The 16583-nt window shown below is 69.5% G+C and carries 25 protein-coding genes and 6 pseudogenes; 25 read left to right on the forward strand and 6 right to left on the reverse strand.

Annotated features, from left to right (window positions below):
• Positions 1-66: 66 nt before the first annotated feature.
• The 9 genes and pseudogenes from OED01_RS16490 to OED01_RS02850 all read left to right on the forward strand — a co-directional run.
• Positions 67-246: pseudogene (locus OED01_RS16490) on the forward strand (DUF7507 domain-containing protein); the annotation flags it as partial.
• 350 nt (positions 247-596) lie between these two features.
• Positions 597-1226, forward strand: coding sequence for a DUF7507 domain-containing protein (locus OED01_RS16495; RefSeq protein ID WP_462937629.1), 630 nt, complete (start codon positions 597-599; stop codon positions 1224-1226).
• 17 nt (positions 1227-1243) lie between these two features.
• Positions 1244-2401, forward strand: a pseudogene (locus OED01_RS16500) (DUF7507 domain-containing protein); the annotation flags it as partial.
• Positions 2395-2484, forward strand: a pseudogene (locus OED01_RS16505) (hypothetical protein); the annotation flags it as partial. The pseudogenes OED01_RS16500 and OED01_RS16505, both read left to right, overlap by 7 nt.
• Before the next feature lie 112 nt (positions 2485-2596).
• A pseudogene (locus tag OED01_RS16510) lies at positions 2597-3031 on the forward strand (DUF7507 domain-containing protein); the annotation flags it as partial.
• Positions 2968-3384, forward strand: coding sequence for a DUF11 domain-containing protein (locus OED01_RS02835; protein WP_264156886.1), 417 nt, complete (start codon positions 2968-2970; stop codon positions 3382-3384). The pseudogene OED01_RS16510 and the gene OED01_RS02835, both read left to right, overlap by 64 nt.
• A gap of 272 nt (positions 3385-3656) precedes the next feature.
• Positions 3657-4013 (forward strand): hypothetical protein, encoded by a 357-nt coding sequence (locus OED01_RS02840; RefSeq protein WP_264156887.1) that lies wholly within the window; start codon positions 3657-3659, stop codon positions 4011-4013.
• 337 nt (positions 4014-4350) lie between these two features.
• On the forward strand, positions 4351-4821 hold the full coding sequence (locus OED01_RS02845) for an EamA family transporter (protein WP_264156888.1): 471 nt from the start codon (positions 4351-4353) through the stop codon (positions 4819-4821).
• 8 nt (positions 4822-4829) lie between these two features.
• Positions 4830-5210 (forward strand): EamA family transporter, encoded by a 381-nt coding sequence (locus OED01_RS02850; RefSeq protein ID WP_264157904.1) that lies wholly within the window; start codon positions 4830-4832, stop codon positions 5208-5210.
• 13 nt (positions 5211-5223) lie between these two features.
• On the opposite strand, the gene OED01_RS02855 is transcribed toward OED01_RS02850, so the two are convergent.
• Both OED01_RS02855 and OED01_RS02860 read right to left on the reverse strand, forming a co-directional pair.
• Complete coding sequence (locus OED01_RS02855; RefSeq protein WP_264156889.1) at positions 5224-5481, reverse strand: response regulator transcription factor; 258 nt, start codon at positions 5479-5481, stop codon at positions 5224-5226.
• A 170-nt stretch (positions 5482-5651) separates the two neighbouring features.
• Positions 5652-5882: pseudogene (locus OED01_RS02860) on the reverse strand (response regulator); the annotation flags it as partial.
• A 226-nt stretch (positions 5883-6108) separates the two neighbouring features.
• Here OED01_RS02860 and OED01_RS02865 point away from each other — a divergent pair.
• From OED01_RS02865 to OED01_RS02875, 3 genes are read left to right on the forward strand one after another with little or no spacing between them, the layout of a single operon-like run.
• Positions 6109-6693, forward strand: a complete 585-nt coding sequence (locus tag OED01_RS02865; RefSeq protein WP_264156890.1) for a hypothetical protein — start codon at positions 6109-6111, stop codon at positions 6691-6693.
• A gap of 25 nt (positions 6694-6718) precedes the next feature.
• Complete coding sequence (locus OED01_RS02870; protein WP_264156891.1) at positions 6719-7072, forward strand: sensor histidine kinase; 354 nt, start codon at positions 6719-6721, stop codon at positions 7070-7072.
• A complete protein-coding gene (locus OED01_RS02875; protein WP_264156892.1) occupies positions 7053-7301 on the forward strand; it encodes a sensor histidine kinase in 249 nt (82 codons plus the stop codon). Before OED01_RS02870 ends, OED01_RS02875 begins: the two co-directional genes overlap by 20 nt.
• 170 nt (positions 7302-7471) lie before the next feature.
• On the opposite strand, the gene OED01_RS02880 is transcribed toward OED01_RS02875, so the two are convergent.
• On the reverse strand, positions 7472-8215 hold the full coding sequence (locus tag OED01_RS02880; RefSeq protein WP_264156893.1) for a GntR family transcriptional regulator: 744 nt from the start codon (positions 8213-8215) through the stop codon (positions 7472-7474).
• Between the two features lie 173 nt (positions 8216-8388).
• Here OED01_RS02880 and phnD point away from each other — a divergent pair, with 173 nt between their 5' ends.
• The 13 genes and pseudogenes from phnD (at position 8389) to OED01_RS02945 (ending at position 15803) form a co-directional block, all read left to right on the forward strand.
• The gene (phnD, locus tag OED01_RS02885) at positions 8389-9069 is read left to right on the forward strand and encodes a phosphate/phosphite/phosphonate ABC transporter substrate-binding protein (protein ID WP_264156894.1); all 681 of its coding nucleotides are present in this window, start codon (positions 8389-8391) and stop codon (positions 9067-9069) included.
• Positions 9066-9317: a type 2 periplasmic-binding domain-containing protein gene (locus OED01_RS02890; protein ID WP_264156895.1), complete on the forward strand. Its 252-nt coding sequence runs from the start codon at positions 9066-9068 to the stop codon at positions 9315-9317. Before phnD ends, OED01_RS02890 begins: the two co-directional genes overlap by 4 nt.
• Positions 9318-9355: 38 nt before the next feature.
• Positions 9356-10171 (forward strand): phosphonate ABC transporter ATP-binding protein, encoded by an 816-nt coding sequence (phnC, locus tag OED01_RS02895; protein WP_264156896.1) that lies wholly within the window; start codon positions 9356-9358, stop codon positions 10169-10171.
• Positions 10168-10614 carry an ABC transporter permease family protein gene (locus OED01_RS02900; RefSeq protein WP_264156898.1) on the forward strand — a complete coding sequence of 149 codons (447 nt, stop codon included), beginning with the start codon at positions 10168-10170 and terminating at the stop codon, positions 10612-10614. The genes phnC and OED01_RS02900 overlap by 4 nt, the downstream gene beginning before the upstream one ends.
• On the forward strand, positions 10578-11894 hold the full coding sequence (locus OED01_RS02905; RefSeq protein ID WP_413231623.1) for a PhnE/PtxC family ABC transporter permease: 1317 nt from the start codon (positions 10578-10580) through the stop codon (positions 11892-11894). The genes OED01_RS02900 and OED01_RS02905 overlap by 37 nt, the downstream gene beginning before the upstream one ends.
• Complete coding sequence (locus tag OED01_RS02910; RefSeq protein ID WP_264156900.1) at positions 11891-13027, forward strand: TIGR03364 family FAD-dependent oxidoreductase; 1137 nt, start codon at positions 11891-11893, stop codon at positions 13025-13027. Before OED01_RS02905 ends, OED01_RS02910 begins: the two co-directional genes overlap by 4 nt.
• The gene (locus OED01_RS02915; protein WP_264156901.1) at positions 13024-13605 is read left to right on the forward strand and encodes an HAD family hydrolase; all 582 of its coding nucleotides are present in this window, start codon (positions 13024-13026) and stop codon (positions 13603-13605) included. Before OED01_RS02910 ends, OED01_RS02915 begins: the two co-directional genes overlap by 4 nt.
• Positions 13599-13730 (forward strand): hypothetical protein, encoded by a 132-nt coding sequence (locus OED01_RS02920; protein ID WP_264156902.1) that lies wholly within the window; start codon positions 13599-13601, stop codon positions 13728-13730. The genes OED01_RS02915 and OED01_RS02920 overlap by 7 nt, the downstream gene beginning before the upstream one ends.
• Before the next feature lie 85 nt (positions 13731-13815).
• Positions 13816-14145 (forward strand): annotated as a pseudogene (locus OED01_RS02925) (alcohol dehydrogenase catalytic domain-containing protein); the annotation flags it as partial.
• Positions 14146-14396: 251 nt separating this feature from the next.
• Positions 14397-14810 (forward strand): hypothetical protein, encoded by a 414-nt coding sequence (locus OED01_RS02930; protein WP_264156903.1) that lies wholly within the window; start codon positions 14397-14399, stop codon positions 14808-14810.
• A gap of 51 nt (positions 14811-14861) precedes the next feature.
• The gene (locus OED01_RS02935; RefSeq protein WP_264156904.1) at positions 14862-15119 is read left to right on the forward strand and encodes a DMT family transporter; all 258 of its coding nucleotides are present in this window, start codon (positions 14862-14864) and stop codon (positions 15117-15119) included.
• Positions 15120-15192: 73 nt separating this feature from the next.
• A complete protein-coding gene (locus tag OED01_RS02940) occupies positions 15193-15441 on the forward strand; it encodes a DMT family transporter (RefSeq protein WP_264156905.1) in 249 nt (82 codons plus the stop codon).
• Positions 15441-15803: an EamA family transporter gene (locus tag OED01_RS02945; RefSeq protein WP_264156906.1), complete on the forward strand. Its 363-nt coding sequence runs from the start codon at positions 15441-15443 to the stop codon at positions 15801-15803. The genes OED01_RS02940 and OED01_RS02945 overlap by 1 nt, the downstream gene beginning before the upstream one ends.
• On the opposite strand, the gene OED01_RS02950 is transcribed toward OED01_RS02945, so the two are convergent.
• The 3 genes from OED01_RS02950 to OED01_RS02955 are packed head-to-tail and all read right to left on the reverse strand — an operon-like array spanning position 15781 to position 16491.
• Positions 15781-16053 carry a DUF7218 family protein gene (locus OED01_RS02950; RefSeq protein ID WP_264156907.1) on the reverse strand — a complete coding sequence of 91 codons (273 nt, stop codon included), beginning with the start codon at positions 16051-16053 and terminating at the stop codon, positions 15781-15783. The two genes, OED01_RS02945 and OED01_RS02950, sit on opposite strands and share 23 nt — an antisense overlap.
• 19 nt (positions 16054-16072) lie before the next feature.
• Entirely contained in the window at positions 16073-16207 is a 135-nt protein-coding gene (locus OED01_RS16415; RefSeq protein WP_318841124.1) for a CBS domain-containing protein, read from the reverse strand.
• On the reverse strand, positions 16174-16491 hold the full coding sequence (locus OED01_RS02955; RefSeq protein ID WP_318841125.1) for a CBS domain-containing protein: 318 nt from the start codon (positions 16489-16491) through the stop codon (positions 16174-16176). The genes OED01_RS16415 and OED01_RS02955 overlap by 34 nt, the downstream gene beginning before the upstream one ends.
• Positions 16492-16583: the final 92 nt, after the last annotated feature.

A 16583-nucleotide genomic window follows, 5' to 3' on the forward strand; every position in this document is an offset into this window, starting at 1 on the left:
GCGGACGTCGACGGCGGTGAAGTGATCAACACGGCCACCGCGACGGCGCAGACGCCGCGCGGCGCGGTGTCGGACAGCGACGGCGCGACCGTCGCGGTCGCTGGTGCGAGCGCCATCAGCCTGCAGAAGCAGGTAGGCGATCCCGTCGACGCGGACGGCGACGGCGCGCTCGGTGCCGGCGACACGATCGACTACACGTTCACGGTCAGCAACACCGGCACGACGACCATCACGGCTGTGCAGATCTCCGACCCGATGCTCGGCGGCGCCGTGGTCTGTCCCGAGCTCGACGGCACAGCTCTGGCGCCGGGTGACGACGTCGCGTGCACACCGATCACGTACGAGCTGACGCAGGAGGATGTCGACGCGGGAACCGTGCACAACGAGGCGGCCGTGACCGCTGACGCAGCCGGCGGTGCCGTGACGGACACCGCACAGGCCGATGCGACCGTGGACAGCACCGACGCCGTCGAACTGATCAAGACCGCGACCGGACCGACGGACACCGACGGCGACGGACTCATCGGCGTCGGCGACGAGGTCTCGTACACCTTCACCGTGCGCAATGCCGCACCACGACGCTCTCGGTCACCGCGATCGACGACCCGCTCCTCGGCGGTGACACCGGATGCTTCGCCGACGGCGCGGTCTCGCTCGCTCCTGGCGACGACGTCGACTGCGGCCCGGTCGTCTACGAACTCACGCAGGCCGACGTCGACGCCGCTGTCCTCGACAACACGGCGACCGTCCAGGCGGAGGGGCGCATCGCGGTCACCGACGACGGCACGGCACGCACTCTGATCGGCGGAACGACGGAGGTCGAGCTCGCGAAGTCGGCGACCGCCCCGGTCGACACCGACGGCGACGCTCTGATCGGTGCGGGCGACGAGGTGTCGTATTCGTTCACGGTGACGAACACCGGCACGACGACGTTGACGTCCGCCGCCATCGATGATCCTCTGCTGGGAGGGGCGCTCGAGTGCCCGGACCTCGCAGGGCTCGCCCTCGCCCCCGGCGATGACGTCGCCTGCGGACCGGTGACCTACGTCCTGACCCAGGATGACGTGGACAGCGGCTCGGTCACCAACACGGCCACCGTCGCCGCGGCATCCGGCACCGGCTCCGCGTCGGATGCGGGCACCGCCGAGGTCGTCGTCTCCGGCACCGACTCGGTCACCCTCGCCAAGACGGCCGCGTTCCGACGGATGCCGACGGCGACGGCCTGATCGGGGCAGGCGATGCGGTGTCGTACTCGTTCACGGTGACGAACACCGGGACGACGACGCTCACCGACGCGGCGATCGAGGATGCGCTGCTGGGAGGAGCGCTGGACTGCGCAACCCTCGCCGCGGCGACTCTCGCTCCCGGCGACGCCGTCGACTGCGGCCCGATCGTGTACACGCTCACCCAGGCCGACATCGACGCGGCGACGGTCGAGAACACGGCATCCGTGACAGCCTCGTCGCCCTCGGCATCCGTCACGGACGACGCCGACGCGAACGTGACGATCGCGGCGACGAACGGCGTCAACCTCACCAAGACCGCGGGCGAGCCGGTCGATGTGGACCGTGACGGCGCCCTCGGAGCCGGCGACACGATCGACTACGCGTTCACGGTGACCAACACCGGCACGACGACGCTCACCGAGGTCGTCGTGACCGACCCGATGCTCGGTGGTGTCGTCGAATGCCCGGCCGCCGACGGTGCCGCCCTCGCGCCGGGCGACAGCCTCGCGTGCGCCACGGTGACGTACACGCTCACGCAGGACGACATCGACGGCGGGGTCGTGAGCAACTCCGCGACCGTCGACGCGCAGGCGCCGGCTGCCGCAGTGACCGACACCGCGCAGGCGGACACCACGGTGGACGGGTCGGCTTCGATCGAGCTCACCAAGACTCCTGGAGCCATCGCCGACACGACCGGTGACGGTCTGATCGGCGCGGGCGACGAGGTGTCGTACACGTTCACCGTGACCAACACCGGCACCGTGACGCTGTCCGGCGCGACGATCGTCGACGACAGGCTCGGCGGCGCGCTGGAATGCGCGCCCCTGGACGGCGCCGCACTCGCGCCGGGCGACGCGATCGACTGCGGTCCCTACCCGTACACGATCACGCAGGCCGACGTCGAGGCGGAGAACGTCCATAACGAGGCGACCGTCACAGCTGATGGTGCCTCCGGCGCCATCAGCGACGACGCGAGTGCGGATGTCGTGATCGCCGGGACGGACGCCGTCTCGCTCGACAAGGTCGGATCCGCGCCCATCGACGCCGACGGAGACGGCCGCATCGGTGCCGGGGACGGGATCGAGTACACCTTCACCGTGCGCAACACCGGCACGACCGTGCTGAGCGAGCTCGCGATCACCGACCCTCTGCTCGGCGGCGAACTCGACTGTCCGGCGCTCGAGGGCGCGCAGCCGGCCCCGGTGACGAGCTCGTCTGCGGCCCCGTCGCCTACACGCTCACGCAGGAGGACGTCGACGCGCAGACCGTCCGCAACGAGGCCACGGCGACCGCGCAGGGCGCTTCGGGTGCTGTCACGGATGTCGCGATCGCGGACGTCCCGGTCGCCGCGCGAGGACGCGATCGCACTGGTGAAGTCGGCCGCCGCGATCGTGGATGCGAACGGCAACGGTGTCACGGACGCCGGCGACACCATCGACTACACGTTCGCGGTCACGAACACGGGAACCACGACGGTCTCGGACCCGACGATCGTCGATGCCCGCGTGGATGGCGCCATCGTGTGCGAGGCCTACTCGATCGCGCCGGATGACATGGTCGTCTGCGGCCCTGTGACGGTTGCGCTCACCCAGGCCGATGTCGACGCCGGCGAGAGATCGTCAACACCGCCACGGTCACCGCGACGGGCGCCGGGGGCATCGAGACGACCGCCGAGGCGAGCGTCACCACACCGATCGAGGCGCAGCCCGCGCTCGCGGTGGAGAAGACCGGCGGTGACTTCGTGGATGCGAACGGCGACGCGACGGTCAGCGCCGGCGACACCGTGCAGTTCCGGTTCACCGTGACGAACACCGGTGCCGTGACCGTGACCGACATCGCCATCGACGACCCGAAGCTGGGCGGTGCGGTCGCCTGCGACGTTCCGGATCTCGCACCGGGCGCGTCGTTCACGTGCGGACCCGTCGTGTACACGATCACGGCCGATGAGGCGAAGGCCGGTGCGGTGACGAACGCCGCGACGGTGACGGCGCTCGCGGGAGCGACGGTGGTGTCGGCATCCGACTCCGTCACGGTCGAGCTGCCGGAACTCGCCGTCACCGGCGGCGTCGTGGTCGGGCTCGGCTGGGCGATCCTGCTGATCGCGCTCGGGCTGCTCGGGCTGCTGATCGCGCGGATCCGCCGCACAAGACTGGTGTGACGCGGAACGGGGCGGAGTCGATCGACTCCGCCCCGTTCCGTCGTGAGGTCACTCCTTGATCGGCAGCACCTGGAACCGTCCGGATGCTCCGGGCTGCGGCGGGACGACGGCGACGAACTCGCCCTTGCCCTGGACAGGCGCGGCGACGATCTCCGGCGGGAGGCCGGGGTCAGAGCCGACGCGCTGATGCCACCCTTGAGGATGCCCGCCTTGACGGCCGCAGCGGATGCCGCCTTGGCCGCCTTCTTGTCGAGCGCGGCGATCTGCGTCGCGTGCTGCTGCACGATGGCGTCGAAGGTCTCATCCGGCAGGCTCGGGTGCGACACGTACACGACGTCGACCTGCGCGCGTCCGTTCTGCACCTTGAGTCCCGTGAAGCGCTGACGCCCCACCCAGCCACGGGACCGGAAGTCCTCGTACAGCTTCGCGCCGTTCCTGCTGCGCGTCGAGAAGTGCACGATGAGCAGGATGACGCCGAGCGGGATCAGGATGATCGGACCGTACACGTACAGGAAACGCCACATCTCGGCGCGGCCGCGCGACTGCCGGTGAACTCGACCGCCTGGGCGTCGAAGAAGAAGCGGAAGATGAGCCGCCAGTTCCAGTCGCTGGCCGATCCCAGTTGCTGAAGATGTTCATCGCCACCCCGGCGAGGCCCGCGATCAGGCTCGTGAGGCCGCCGACGTAGACGGCGCTCCGGGGAGTGACCGCCTTCGCGAATCCCTCCGGTGTGGACAACTGATGCTGGACGGTGCCGATGCTCATGCCGATGAGCATAGCGAGCGGGGTGAACCCGCCCGTCACCACGGGGTGCTATCGTGTCGCGCGACAGTGCCTAGGGTTCCGGGGTTCGCGCCCGCCTGGTCCGAGCGGCACCACGCTCTCCTGCCAGCAGGGGGCGTCATCTGACAGGACAAAAGCCCGGAGGAGCCCGTTCGTCGCGCCCGCGACGCGCAGAAGGCTCTCATGACCCCGCTCGCCCTGTCCCTCGTCCTCGCCGCCGCTCTGGCGCACGCGGCCTGGAACATCATCGCCCACGGCACGAGCCGCGCTGGCATCCCGTTCCTGTGGTGCGGGGCGGCCGTCTCGGCGGTCGTCTGGGGCGTCGTCATCCCCGTGAGCGGCGGACTGGGGGACGACCTGCCCGGTTTCCTCATCGGCGTCGGTGTCTCCGGCATCCTGCACGTGGTGTACATGCTGGTCCTGCAGCGGGGGTATCGGGAGGGCAATCTGTCGACCGTGTACGCGACGGCCCGAGGAACCGGGCCGTTCCTCGCGGTGATCGCCGCCGTCGTGCTGCTCGGCGAACGACCGTCGCCGATCGCGCTCGCCGGTGTCATCGCCGTCATCGTCGGCGTGGTCGCGCTGGGATTCGTGGACCGGTCGTCGTCGCAGCCCAGGCGGGGATCGACCCGGCGATCCTGTTCGGTCTGCTGACGGGCGTGATGATCGCGACGTACACGATCTGGGATGCCCACGCCGTGCGCACGTGGTCGATCAACCCCGTGGCGTACATGGTGGGCACGTGCGTGGCGGAGGTTCTGGTCTACACCGTCCTGCTGCGCAGGCGTCGCGCGGAGACGGTCGCACTCGCCCGGCTGCAGTGGCGGAGGATCATCGCGTTCGCCGTGCTGTCGCCGTTGTCCTACATCCTGGTGCTGTACGCGATCACGATCGCTCCCGTAGCGCTGGTGGCCCCGTTGCGTGAGCTCAGCGTGGTGCTCGTGAGCCTGTTCGGTGCGTTCGTGCTGAAGGAACCGCACCCGGGTCGGCGGATCGTCGCGGCCGCGGTCGTGGTCGTGGGCATCGTCCTCCTCGCGCTGTGACGACGAGGAGCGCTCAGCGGAAGTCGATCAGACCGGCCCGCGCGGCGGTGACCAGGATCTGCACCCGGTCGCGCACGTGCCACTTGGACATGATGCGGCCGAGGTGCGCCTTGACCGTGCCCTCCGAGACGATGAGCGCCTGTGCGATCTCGGCGTTCGACATCCCGGCGGCCAGGCGGTCGAGCACCTCGGTCTCGCGGTCGGTGAGGGGTTCGAGGGCCGCGGCGTCGTGGGCACCGGACGATGCCTCGCGGACGTGCCGGATGAGCATCGACGCGACCCGCGGGGAGAGCGAACTCCCGCCGCCGTGCACTTCGCGGACCCCGGCGAGAATGCTCTCGGCGCTCGAGTCCTTGAGCAGATAGCCAAGCTGCGCCGCGCGCTGAGCATCGGCAGCACCGTGTCGCTGCCGTCGAGCGTGGTGACGGCGACCACCCGCACGTCCGGCCAGCGCCGGGTGATCGCTGCGGTGGCCTCGATCCCGTCCATCTCAGGCATCTGGACGTCCATCATCACGACGTCCGGCCGGTCCCGATCGATCGCGGCGATCGCCTGCTTGCCGTCCTCCGCCTGACCGATGACGTCGATCTCCGGGTCGCGGGAGACGAAGTGCGCGAGCGCGGTGCGCACCAGGGGGTCGTCGTCGACGATGAGGACGCGGATTTCCGGCATGGGGGAAGCCTAACGGCTGAGCAGACCGTCGACGCGGACTTAGACCTTTGGCCAGAGAAGTCTGCCGATAAGACAGATGTGCCTGGTGAAGTTCACCGAGAAGATGAAGTCATGCCTGGACAAACGACCAACCGAGGAGGTGAATGACTATGTCTTTTTGGGAACAGTTCGACGCTTCTTCGGTCTCTATCGCTAAGCCTACCTGGCGGATAGGACATACTGAACTATGGCTTTGGACCGGTCGACGCGAGGTGCATCCGACATCCTCCGACTGAGTCGGGGTGAACGGCTGAGCACGATCGAACGCGTCGTCATCGGCGCGATCATCGCCATCATGGTCCTCGATCTCTTCAGCCTGATCTTCACGCCGGGCGTGGACATCCTGCGGTCCGTCACCAGCATCGTGACGACCGCACTCCTGCTGATTTTCCTCTGGTCGCCGCTGGCGGCCACGTGCGCGCTCGCCGTCGCTTTCGTGCTGTCCTTCCTGGTCGGAACGGAGGCGCAGGTTCTCACGACCGCTTCCGTGGCCGCGGCTCTGGTCATGCGGCTGGGGCGCACATCGCTGATCCTGTCCTACACAGGGGGATTCCTCGTCGCCGCGGCGGTTCTCGCCTACGGGCCGACGAACGTCCCCGTCAACGTCGGCATCTACCTCGTCTTCGCGACGGTCGCCGCATGGCGTCGGGTTCGCGCTGCGGATGGCGTTCGCACGCGGGCGACGACTCGAACAGCAGCTCGCGGCCAGCGCCGAGCAGGAGCGGCAGGCCGTCCTGGCGGAACGCCGTTGGATCGCCGGCGAGCTGCATGACAGCATCGCCCATCACCTGACCGTCGTGTCGCTGCACGTGCAGATGCTCGACGACGAGCAGGTGCGCCCGGATTCGCAGGAGGCCATCCGCGTCGCGGCGCGGAAGGCCATGACGGATCTGCGATTCGTGATCGACCTGGCCGACGACGGCCCGCGCGCCTCCGAGCCGTCGACCGGTGACCTCGCCGCGGCGCTGGCAGAGGCCAGGGAGGAGCTCGAGGCTGCAGGACATCCCGTCCGCGTGGACGGAGACCTCGATGACGAGCGCATTCCGCGTTCGGCCGAGATCATCTTCGCGCGAGTGACGCGCGAATCGGCCACGAACATCCTCAAGTACGCGGGCGCCGGCACGGTCGAGAGTGCACCTCGGCGTCACTGACGAGACGGCCGAGCTCACGATCAGCAGTCCGCTCTCATCGACACCACGGCACGGGCTGTCGTCCAGCCGCACAGGGCTGGAGCGCATGGCGGAGCGGGTCCTCGGCGGCAGCGGTGAGTTCCATGCCGGGGAGTCGGACGGCCGTTGGGTCGTCTCGGCTCGGCTGCCCATCGCGCGGCGAGCGGACGAGCAGCAGGAGCAGGAGCAGGAGTCTGACCGAAAGTCGTAGTGACTCTCGACCTTCGACGCTATTCGGAGGTGATCCGCCCTGCATATCCTGAAGGCTCCCCAGAGTACGGCGTCCCCAGCGCCGTGATCGCGAGCGCAGGGTCAAGGCTTCCAAACGGATCCGCGCTCGCGATCTTCTGTTTTCCGGGGTGTCCGGCGAGGGATCGCCGCTCATCCGACGGCGCGCATGTAGTGACCGTCGTTCGATATCCCGGACGCGGCCACCGTGAATCGCACGACATCGCTGAGATAGCGGTCCTCCGAGGCTTCGAAGATGCGCCCGTCCGGACCGCGGGAGATGCGACTCAGACGCAGGATCGGAGATCCGATCGGCACGCGCAGGAGTTCGGCATCCTCGGCATCCGCGGCCACCGCGTCGATCTCGTGCTGCAGCTGGACGATCGGGTGTCCCTGCGAGGTGAGGAACTCGGTGATCGACACGGCATCCGTGTCGACGTCGAGCAGCAGCTTGCCGACCTGTTCGATGTAGCAGAGCCGCTCCAGCATGGTCGGGCGCTCGTCCAGCATCCGGAGCCGCGTGACTGTGACGACCATGTCGTTCTCGTCGATGCCCAGCGCTGCGGCTTTCTGCGTTCCGGCCCTTCGGAGTCCCATCTGCTGGGTCCGTGCCCCTGGCGTCACACCGAGCTCGCGCGCCCAGCGGGTGAAGGGTACCGACGTGTCCACGGCCTGATCGGCTTTGCGGGCGACCACGCGCGCCGGACGGCCACGCGTCGTCTCGATCAGTCCCTCGCCGCGCAGCGCGGACAGCGCGTTGCGGATCGGGCCGCGCGAGGTGCGCCAGAGCGCTGCCAGTTCGGCCTCGGTCGGAATGTCGTCGCCAGGGCCCAGGCGCCCGGCGACGATCTGCTCGCGGAGGTCGTCAGCGATCTGGATGTACACAGCTTCAGCCACATAGGCATACTACTTGTCCGCCGCCGGAGAGGGAACCCCCGTTCCTCGCGAGTTCATCCGGCTGGCGGGCAGGTGAACAGCGGCTGAACTCTTGCCACGTAGGTATATATCTCGCTGTCCCAGATGCCAGAGTGACATGCGGATCACCCCGTCCCACACCCTGAAAGGTCCTCATGAAGCTCCGCCTTCTGCCCGCTCTCGCGGGCGCCGCCGTCCTCGCTCTCGGACTCGCCGCGTGCTCGACCGGCGCCGATGCGAACACCGGCGACGACGAAAGCAGCAGCACGTCCTCCGGCACGTTCGCGGTCGACGAGAACACGCTCGTGTTCGGCGTCGTCCCCGACTCGGTCGACACCGAGACGAACTACCAGCCGCTCATGGACTACATCGCCGACGTCACCGGCAAGACCGTCGAGTACCACGAGTCCACCGACTACGCGGCCCTCATCGAGGCGGCGATCGCCTACCAGATCGATGTCGCGTCGTTCTCCGGTTTCACCTATGTCACGGCCACGAACAACGGCGCGGAGCTCACCCCGATCTCGTCGATCATCACCGAAGAGGGGCAGGAGCCGGGCTACTTCTCGCAGGCGATCGTCCCCGCGGGCAGCGACATCGACTCGATCGAGGACTTCAAGGGCAAGAAGGTCTGCTTCGTCGACCCGTCGTCGACCTCCGGCTACCTGTTCCCGAGCTACAACCTGCTCGAGGCCGGTATCGACCCCGAGGCAGACATCACCCCGGTGTTCGCCTACAAGCACGACGTCAGCGTGCAGAAGACGGTGAGGGTGTCGAGTGCGAGGCGGGCTTCGCCGAGGACAGCGAGGTCGAGAAGTCGGACGCCGTCAAGGTGATCGACGAGACCATGGTGCCCGGTGCGCCGATCGTCGTCTCCACGGTCCTCCCGGACGACGTCAAGACCGCGCTGACGGATGCCCTGTCCGAGGTCACGATCGACGAGATCATCGAGGCCGGCATCGAATCGGCCGACTCGGACGCCTTCCGCAGCGTGTTCTACGCCACCTCCCCCGTCGACGACGCGTACTACGACCTGATCCGCGACATCTGCGCGGAGACGAACGCGACCCAGTGCCAGGGCTGACGCCCGACCACCTGTGAATCGGACCCCGGGAGACTGACATGAACGCATCCACCGTGGTGAACATCGAACGCCTGACCAAGCGCTTCGGGTCCACGACCGCCCTGAGCGACGTGAATCTGACCGTCGACCGCGGTGAGATCGTCGTTCTGCTCGGACTCTCGGGGTCCGGCAAGTCCACTCTGCTGCGACACATCGACGCGCTCGAACTGCCCACCTCCGGATCGGTCTCGGTGCTGGGCGCCGACGTGCCCGAGCTCCGCGGTCGGGCGCTGCGTCGACTGCGCAGTCGTGTGGGCTTCATCTTCCAGCAGTTCGAGCTCGTCGGGTCGCTCACGGTGCTCGAGAACGTGCTCACCGGAGCGCTCGCGGGCCTGCGCGGACCGCGGCTCGGACTCTTCTCCTACTCCAGGGAGCACAAGCTGCGGGCGATGGGGCACCTCGACCGCGTGGGTCTTCTGGACCGCGCGTACCAGCGCGCCGACACGCTCTCGGGCGGCCAGCAGCAGCGCGTCGCCATCGCCCGCGCACTGATGCAGAATCCCGAGGTGCTGCTGGCGGACGAGCCGGTCGCCTCGCTCGACCCCGAATCCAGCTCCCAGGTGATGGCGCTCATCCGCGAGATCGCCGCCGACGACGGCCTGACCGTGCTGTGCAGTCTGCACCAGGTAGACCTCGCGATCGACTGGGCGGACCGCATCGTCGGACTGCGTCACGGCGAGGTCGTCCTCGACACCACGACCGACGGCCTCCTCGACAAGGCGCAGGTCATGGAGATCTACGGCCGCGTCGCGACCAGCACGGCAGAACTGGCCGCCGTGGCGAACGAGCTGCTGACCGCGGAGTCCGTGTCATGACGCTGACCGCTGCGCGGGCGCCCATCGCCCCGGAATCGGCGGCCGATCTCGAGGCACGCGCCCCGAAGCGGCGGGTGAGTCCTGAGCGCATCAGCGCCGCGCTCACCCTCGTCGTCATCACCGGGCTCGCAGTCGCCGCGCTGATCGACCTCGACATCTCGGTCACGGGCATGCTGTCGAGCTGGGAGAACGCGGAGCGCTTCTTCGCGCGCGTGGGAGGACTGAGCTTCCCCGAGCCGACCGAACTCCTGCAGCTGACGATCCTGACCGTCGGGCTCGTGCTCACCGGCACGGTCCTCGCGGCGGTGCTGTCCGTACCGATCGCCTTCCTCGCGGCGTCCAACACGACGCCCGGCCCCGGCTGGCGGGCCGCGCGGCCCGCTTCATCGGCGTCCTCACCCGCGCGCTGCCTGATGTCGTGCTCGCCATGGTGTTCGTGCTGATGTTCTCGCTCGGCGCGCTGCCGGGCATCCTCGCCATCGGCATCCATTCGATCGGGATGATCTCGAAGATGTTCGCGGATGCGATCGAGCAGATCGATGAGGGCCCGCGGCTGGCTGTCCGCGCGGCGGGAGGCAGTACGCTGCAGGAGTTCAGTGCCGGTGTGCTGCCGCAGGTGCTGCCGAGCTGGGTCGCCACCGTACTGCACCGCAACGACATCAACCTGCGCGGCTCGGTCGTGCTCGGTTACGTGGGCGTCGCCGGGCTCGGCCTGGAGATGTCCCACGCCTTCAAATCCCTGAACTACGGCCTCGGACTCGGTATCGCGCTGGTCATCTTCCTGCTCTGCGTCGCGATGGAGATCATCTCCTCGTCGGTCCGCATCGCGATGCTGGGGGAGAAGGATGCCGGCGAGGGCGTGTTCGTGAAGCTCTTCGCCCGGATGCGCCGCGGCCGCTCCGCCTCGACCGCACCCGAGCGGCACTTCGCGTCCGTCGCCGCGGCGGCCAGACGGCCGTGGACCGGCGCCCGGCTGCGCAACCTCGTCGCGGGATGGGTCGCGGTCGTCGTCGTCATCGCCGGCGTCGTGGTCAGTGACATCACGTGGAGCGACTTCTTCACGTTCTGGGCGAAGGTCCCCGCCGTCGCGGCATCGTTCTGGCCGCCCAACTTCGGCAGCTACGGCTTCGCGACGCTGTTCCAGGCCATGCTCGACACGATCATGATCGCCCTCGCCGCGACGCTGCTCACCTTCGTCGCCTCACTCGTGATCGGGTCGTTCGCCGCCCGCAACGTCGCGCCGAACCCCGGCATCCGCGGCGGTGCGCGACTGCTGCTGGTCATCATCCGCGGCATCCCGGAGATCATCCTCGCGATCGTGCTCATCGTCATCACCGGACTGGGCGCGCAGGCGGGGACGATCGCGCTCGCCTTCGGCGGCATCGGCCTGCTCGGCAAGCTCATCGCGGACTCCTACGAGGAAGTGCCCAGGGGGCCGGAGCGTGCTCTGCTGGCCACGGGCGCGACCCGGCTGCAGATGTTCGCCGGTGCGACGTTCCCGCAGGGCTCGCGCGCGATCGGTCACACCTTCTACCTGCTCGACACGAACATCCGCGCGGCGACCCTGCTGGGCATCGTGGGCGGCGGCGGCATCGGCTACTACCTGCTCAACGCGGGGCAGGGGTCGAACTACCAGCTCGTCGGAAGCATCGTGATCATGATCCTGGTGACCGTGCTGCTCGTCGAAGGGCTGGCCATGTGGATGCGGCGGGTGTTCCGATGAGCGCCACCGTCGATCTCGTCGTCGTCGGCAGCGGCATCGTCGGCCTCGGTGCCGCCGACGCCGCCGCGCGCCGAGGCCTGCGGGTCATCGTCGTCGACCGCACGGCCTACCCCCGTGGGTGCGACCATCCGCAATTTCGGGCACCTCTGCATCGGTGCGCAAACCGGCATGGCGAGGACTTCGCCGACGCCGGTCGCGAGCACTGGCTCCGGCTGTCCGCGGATGCCGGATTCTGGCTGCGCGCATCGGGAACGCTCGTCGCGGCGCGCGAGGACGACGAGCTGGCGCTGCTGGCGCGTGCGGCCGATGACGGCGGGATGCGAATGCTGGACGCCGCCGAGGTGCAGGAACGCGCACCGCTGCGCCGCGGCGCCGTCACCGGTGGCGCGCTGATCGAACCGGATCTGCAGACGGATCCGCGTGAGGCGGCCGCCGCGATCGTCCGGCATCTGGCCGCCCGCGGCGTCGAGTTCCGCTTCCGCACCGCCGTGACCGCCGTGCGATCGGGCGTGGTCGAGACCACGCGCGGATCGATCGCCGCCGATCGCATCGTCGTCGCCGTGAACCACGACGTCGATCAGCTGCTCCCGGAGCTCGCGGAGCGGGTCGGCGTCGAGCGCTGCGCCCTGGACATGATGCGCGTGGCCGCCGATCTGCCGGCACCGCTCACGGCACCGCTTCTGACCGGCTGGTCCCTCGTGCGCTACGGACGCTTCGGAGTGCTCCCGGAGGCTGCCGCCCTGCGCGCTCGCCTGCACGACGAGCGACCGGACCTCGCCGCGCTCGATCTCAATCAGATGTACACCCAGCTGCCGGACGGTTCGCTGATCCTCGGCGACTCGCACGCGAAGGCGGTCCAGCCGGGGCCGTTCCAGCCGGAGCTTGCGTTCGACGTTTTCCTCGATGAGGCGCGGGCACTGTTCGCCGTCGATCGACTGCGGGTGCTGGAGCGATGGCAGGGCGTCTACGCGACGGGACCTGCGGAGTTCCTCATCGAGGAGCCCGAGCCCGGCGTGCACGTGATCGCCGCCACGACCGGCATCGGCATGACCTGCGGGTTCGGCCTCGCCGAGCACACGATCCACCACGCATACGACCGGGCGTCGCAGCCCGCACAGGGAGGAATCTCATGACCACCATCGAGCTCGTCGTCTTCGACATGGCAGGGACCACGGTGAAGGACGACGGCGTCGTCGAACAGGCGTTCCAGCGGGCGGCCGAGCGCACCGGCGTCGCCGAGCGGATGCCCTGGGGCGACGCACTGCAGTACGTGCGCGACACGATGGGGCAGTCCAAGATCGATGTCTTCACGCACCTGTCGGGCGGTGACGTGCCGGCGGCCGAGGCCGCGACGGCCGCGTTCGAGTCGGCGTACGCGGAGATCATCACAGAGTGGGGGTCGAGGAGATCCCTGGTGCGAGCGACGCGATCCGCGCGCTCAAGGACGCCGGAGTCGCGGTCGTCCTCACCACCGGATTCGCCCCCGTCACGCGGGACGCCCTTCTCGACGCTCGGATGGCGGGACCTCGTGGACGCTGCGCTCTCGCCGGTGGATGCCGGTCGCGGCCTACCCGCACCCGATCTGGTGCTGACCGCGTTGCTGCGTACCGGAGCCTCGTCGGTGTCGGCGGTCGCGGTCGCCGGCGACACCTCGAGCGACGTGCGGTCCGGACGACGGGCGGGCGCTGGGCTTTCGTCGCCGGTGTGCTGACCGGAGCCCACGATCGTGCCACGCTTTCGGATGCGGGCGCCGACGCCGTGCTCGACGACGTCTCCGGCGTCCTTCCGGCGCTGGTCGCACGGGGGCTGCTCGCTGCACCGGTGCTGGTCGGCTGACGTGCGAACGCTGCTGCCCCACCCCGAGCTGCGTGACATCGCGCTGCGACCGGCGGCGACCGCACGCGTGTGGCTCGGCGCGGGGATGCCGCTGGAGACGGTCGCCGTTCCCGGCGTCGCCCTGGCCGCCGGTGACGTACTGGTCGCGGTGGAGCTGTCCACGATCTGCGGGTCGGATGTCCATACGGTCCGCGGAGTGCGAAGCGCCCCGGCGCCGATCGTGCTGGGTCACGAGAGCGTCGGTCGCGTGATCGCGATCGGAGAGGACGGCGCCCGGACCGTCGAAGGCGGCGAGCTGCGCGTCGGCGACCGGGTGGTGTGGTCGGTCACCGTCTCGTGCGGAACGTGCGATCGGTGCGTGGCGGGGACGGCGCAGAAGTGCCGGTCGCTGGCGAAGTACGGGCACGAGCGCATCGAACCTCGATGGGAGCTCACCGGCGGATTCGCCACGCACGTGCACCTGCGACGCGGGACGGCGATCGTCCGGGCACCCGAGTCGCTGCCCGCCGCGGTGCTCGCCCCCGCGTCGTGCGCGACCGCCACGGCGTGGGCCGCGGTGGCGCGATCCGGCCGCGACCTCGACGGTGTACCGGTGCGCATATACGGGGCGGGCTGGTCGGGCTGTCGGCCGCGGCGATCGCCGCGGACCTCGGGGCGAGGGTCAGCGTGGTCGATCCCTCCGATGGGCGCCGCGCGCTCGCGCAGCGCTTCGGCGCGGAACCCGGCGCCGAAGCCGTCGCACCGAAGGTCGTCATCGAGGCATCGGGTCACGCCGTGGCGGAGGCCATCGACGCGGTCGACGTCGCAGGGACCGTGGTGCTGGTGGGCAGCGTGTTCCCCGCGCCTCCGATCGCAGTGGATGCCGAGGACATCGTCCGGCGGCTCGTCACGATCACCGGGGTCCACAACTACGCCGGTTCCGACCTCTCGGCAGCCGTGGCGTTCCTCGCAGGGCGGGGGAGAGCGTACCCGTTCGGCGACGTCGTCGGGGCCGTCCACCCGCTGATGGACGCGGATGAGGCGCTCGCCGCCGCGGCAGCGCCCGGGGCACCGCTGCGGATCGGACTGGCTCCGCGCTGACCGGGACTCAGGCGTGTGCGGAGCTCCCTCGGCGCGTGCCAGGCTGGTGGTGTGAATCCGGTCGTCTCGCCCCGTCCTGTGACCGGGGCGGCGCTCGTGTTCGGCTCGTGCGTCTCGCTGTCTGTCCTCGGCGCGGCCGTGGCCGCGCAACTCTTCGACGAACTCGGAGCCTGGGGCGTGACGGCGCTGCGGCTGGGGATCGCGGCGATCGTGATGGTGCTGGTGGTGCGCCCGGTCATCCGGCACTGGCGGCGCGGGCAATGGCGAGAGCGGTCCTGTTCCTGTTCGGCCTCGCCCTGGCCGGGATGAACGGCGCGTTCTACGCGGCGATCGAGCGCATCCCGCTCGACCAGCGGTCGCGATCGAGTTCCTCGGCCCGCTCGTGCTCTCGGCTGTGCTCACCCGGCGGGTACGGGATGCCGGATGGCTGGCGCTCGCGGTGATCGGCATCGGGCTGCTCGGACTCGACGGCGCGATCGGGGCGGACCCGCTCGATCCGATCGGCGTGATGTTCGCGCTGATCGCCGCCGCGTTCTGGGCGCTGTACATCCGTGCCACAGCCCACGCCGGCGCGACGACGATCCCGGTAACGCGGGACTCGCGGTCGCGCTCGCCGTCGCGGCGGTCGTGATGCTGCCGTTCGGCGTCCCCGCCGCACTCGTCGTGTTCGCGGAGCCGTCGCTGCTGCTCCTCGCGGCGGCGACGGCGCTGCTCGGCTCGATCATCCCGTACACGCTCGAACTCGCCGCGCTGCGGCGAGTGCCGCAACGGGTGTTCGGCATCCTGCTCAGTCTGGAGCCCGCGACGGCGACGCTCGCCGGGTGGCTGCTGCTGCACCAGCAGGCCGGACCCGTGCGGCTCGCGGCGATCGCCTTCGTGATCGCCGCGAGCATCGGCGTCAGCATCTCAGGCGGACGCGGACGCGGACGCGGCCGCGGGCGCGAAGCGGCGACGGAGGCCGCCGGACCGCTCAGTGATCCCGCAACGCCGTGATGAGCTCGCTCTTGCGCTTGTCGGAGTAGCCGGTCAGGCCGAGCTCCTTGGCACGTTTCTTCAACTCCGGGACGGTCCAATCCTCGTAGCTGCCCGATTCGCCCCCGCGGCGCCCCACGTCGGAGCGACCCTTGCGCGTGCCGCCGGTGGCGTTGGAGATCCGCGCGGCCTTCTCCTTCGAGGCGCCGTCCTCCCTGAGCTCCTCGTACAGCTCGGGGTCCTTCAGGCGCGATCGCTGATTGCGTGGCATGTCCTGCTCCCTCCGTCTCTCAGATCGAGATGCGTTCGACGGTCTCGCCGGTGTCCTCCGCGGGCATCGCGCGGGCGATGTCCGCCTGGCTGACGATCCCGACCAGCAGATGGTCGTCGATCACGGGGAGCCGACGGATCTGATGCTCCTGCATGCGCGCGAGTGCGATGGAGATGTCGTCGGACGCCGCGACGGTGACGGGCTTTCCTCCGCCAGCACGCCGGTGCGCGTGGTCTCGGGGTCCATGCCGTTGGCGACCGCCTTGACGACGATGTCGCGATCGGTCAGCATCCCTTTCAGCCTGCTGTCCTCCCCGCAGATCGGAAGCGCTCCGACGTCGAGCTCTGCCATCACGGTCGCTGCGATGTGCAGCGAGTCGTTCTCACCGATGCATCGCGCCCCCGGCGTCATGATGTCGCTGACCAGTGTCATGCTCATGCTCCTCTCGTGTGCTTGGGCGCCACGATACGTTCGCCGTCGCGTGCACAAGCGGGGGTTGACACACCGTGGAACGCGCCAGCGCGACGGCG

This window comes from Microbacterium sp. M28 (assembly GCF_025836995.1).
Taxonomy (GTDB): domain Bacteria; phylum Actinomycetota; class Actinomycetes; order Actinomycetales; family Microbacteriaceae; genus Microbacterium.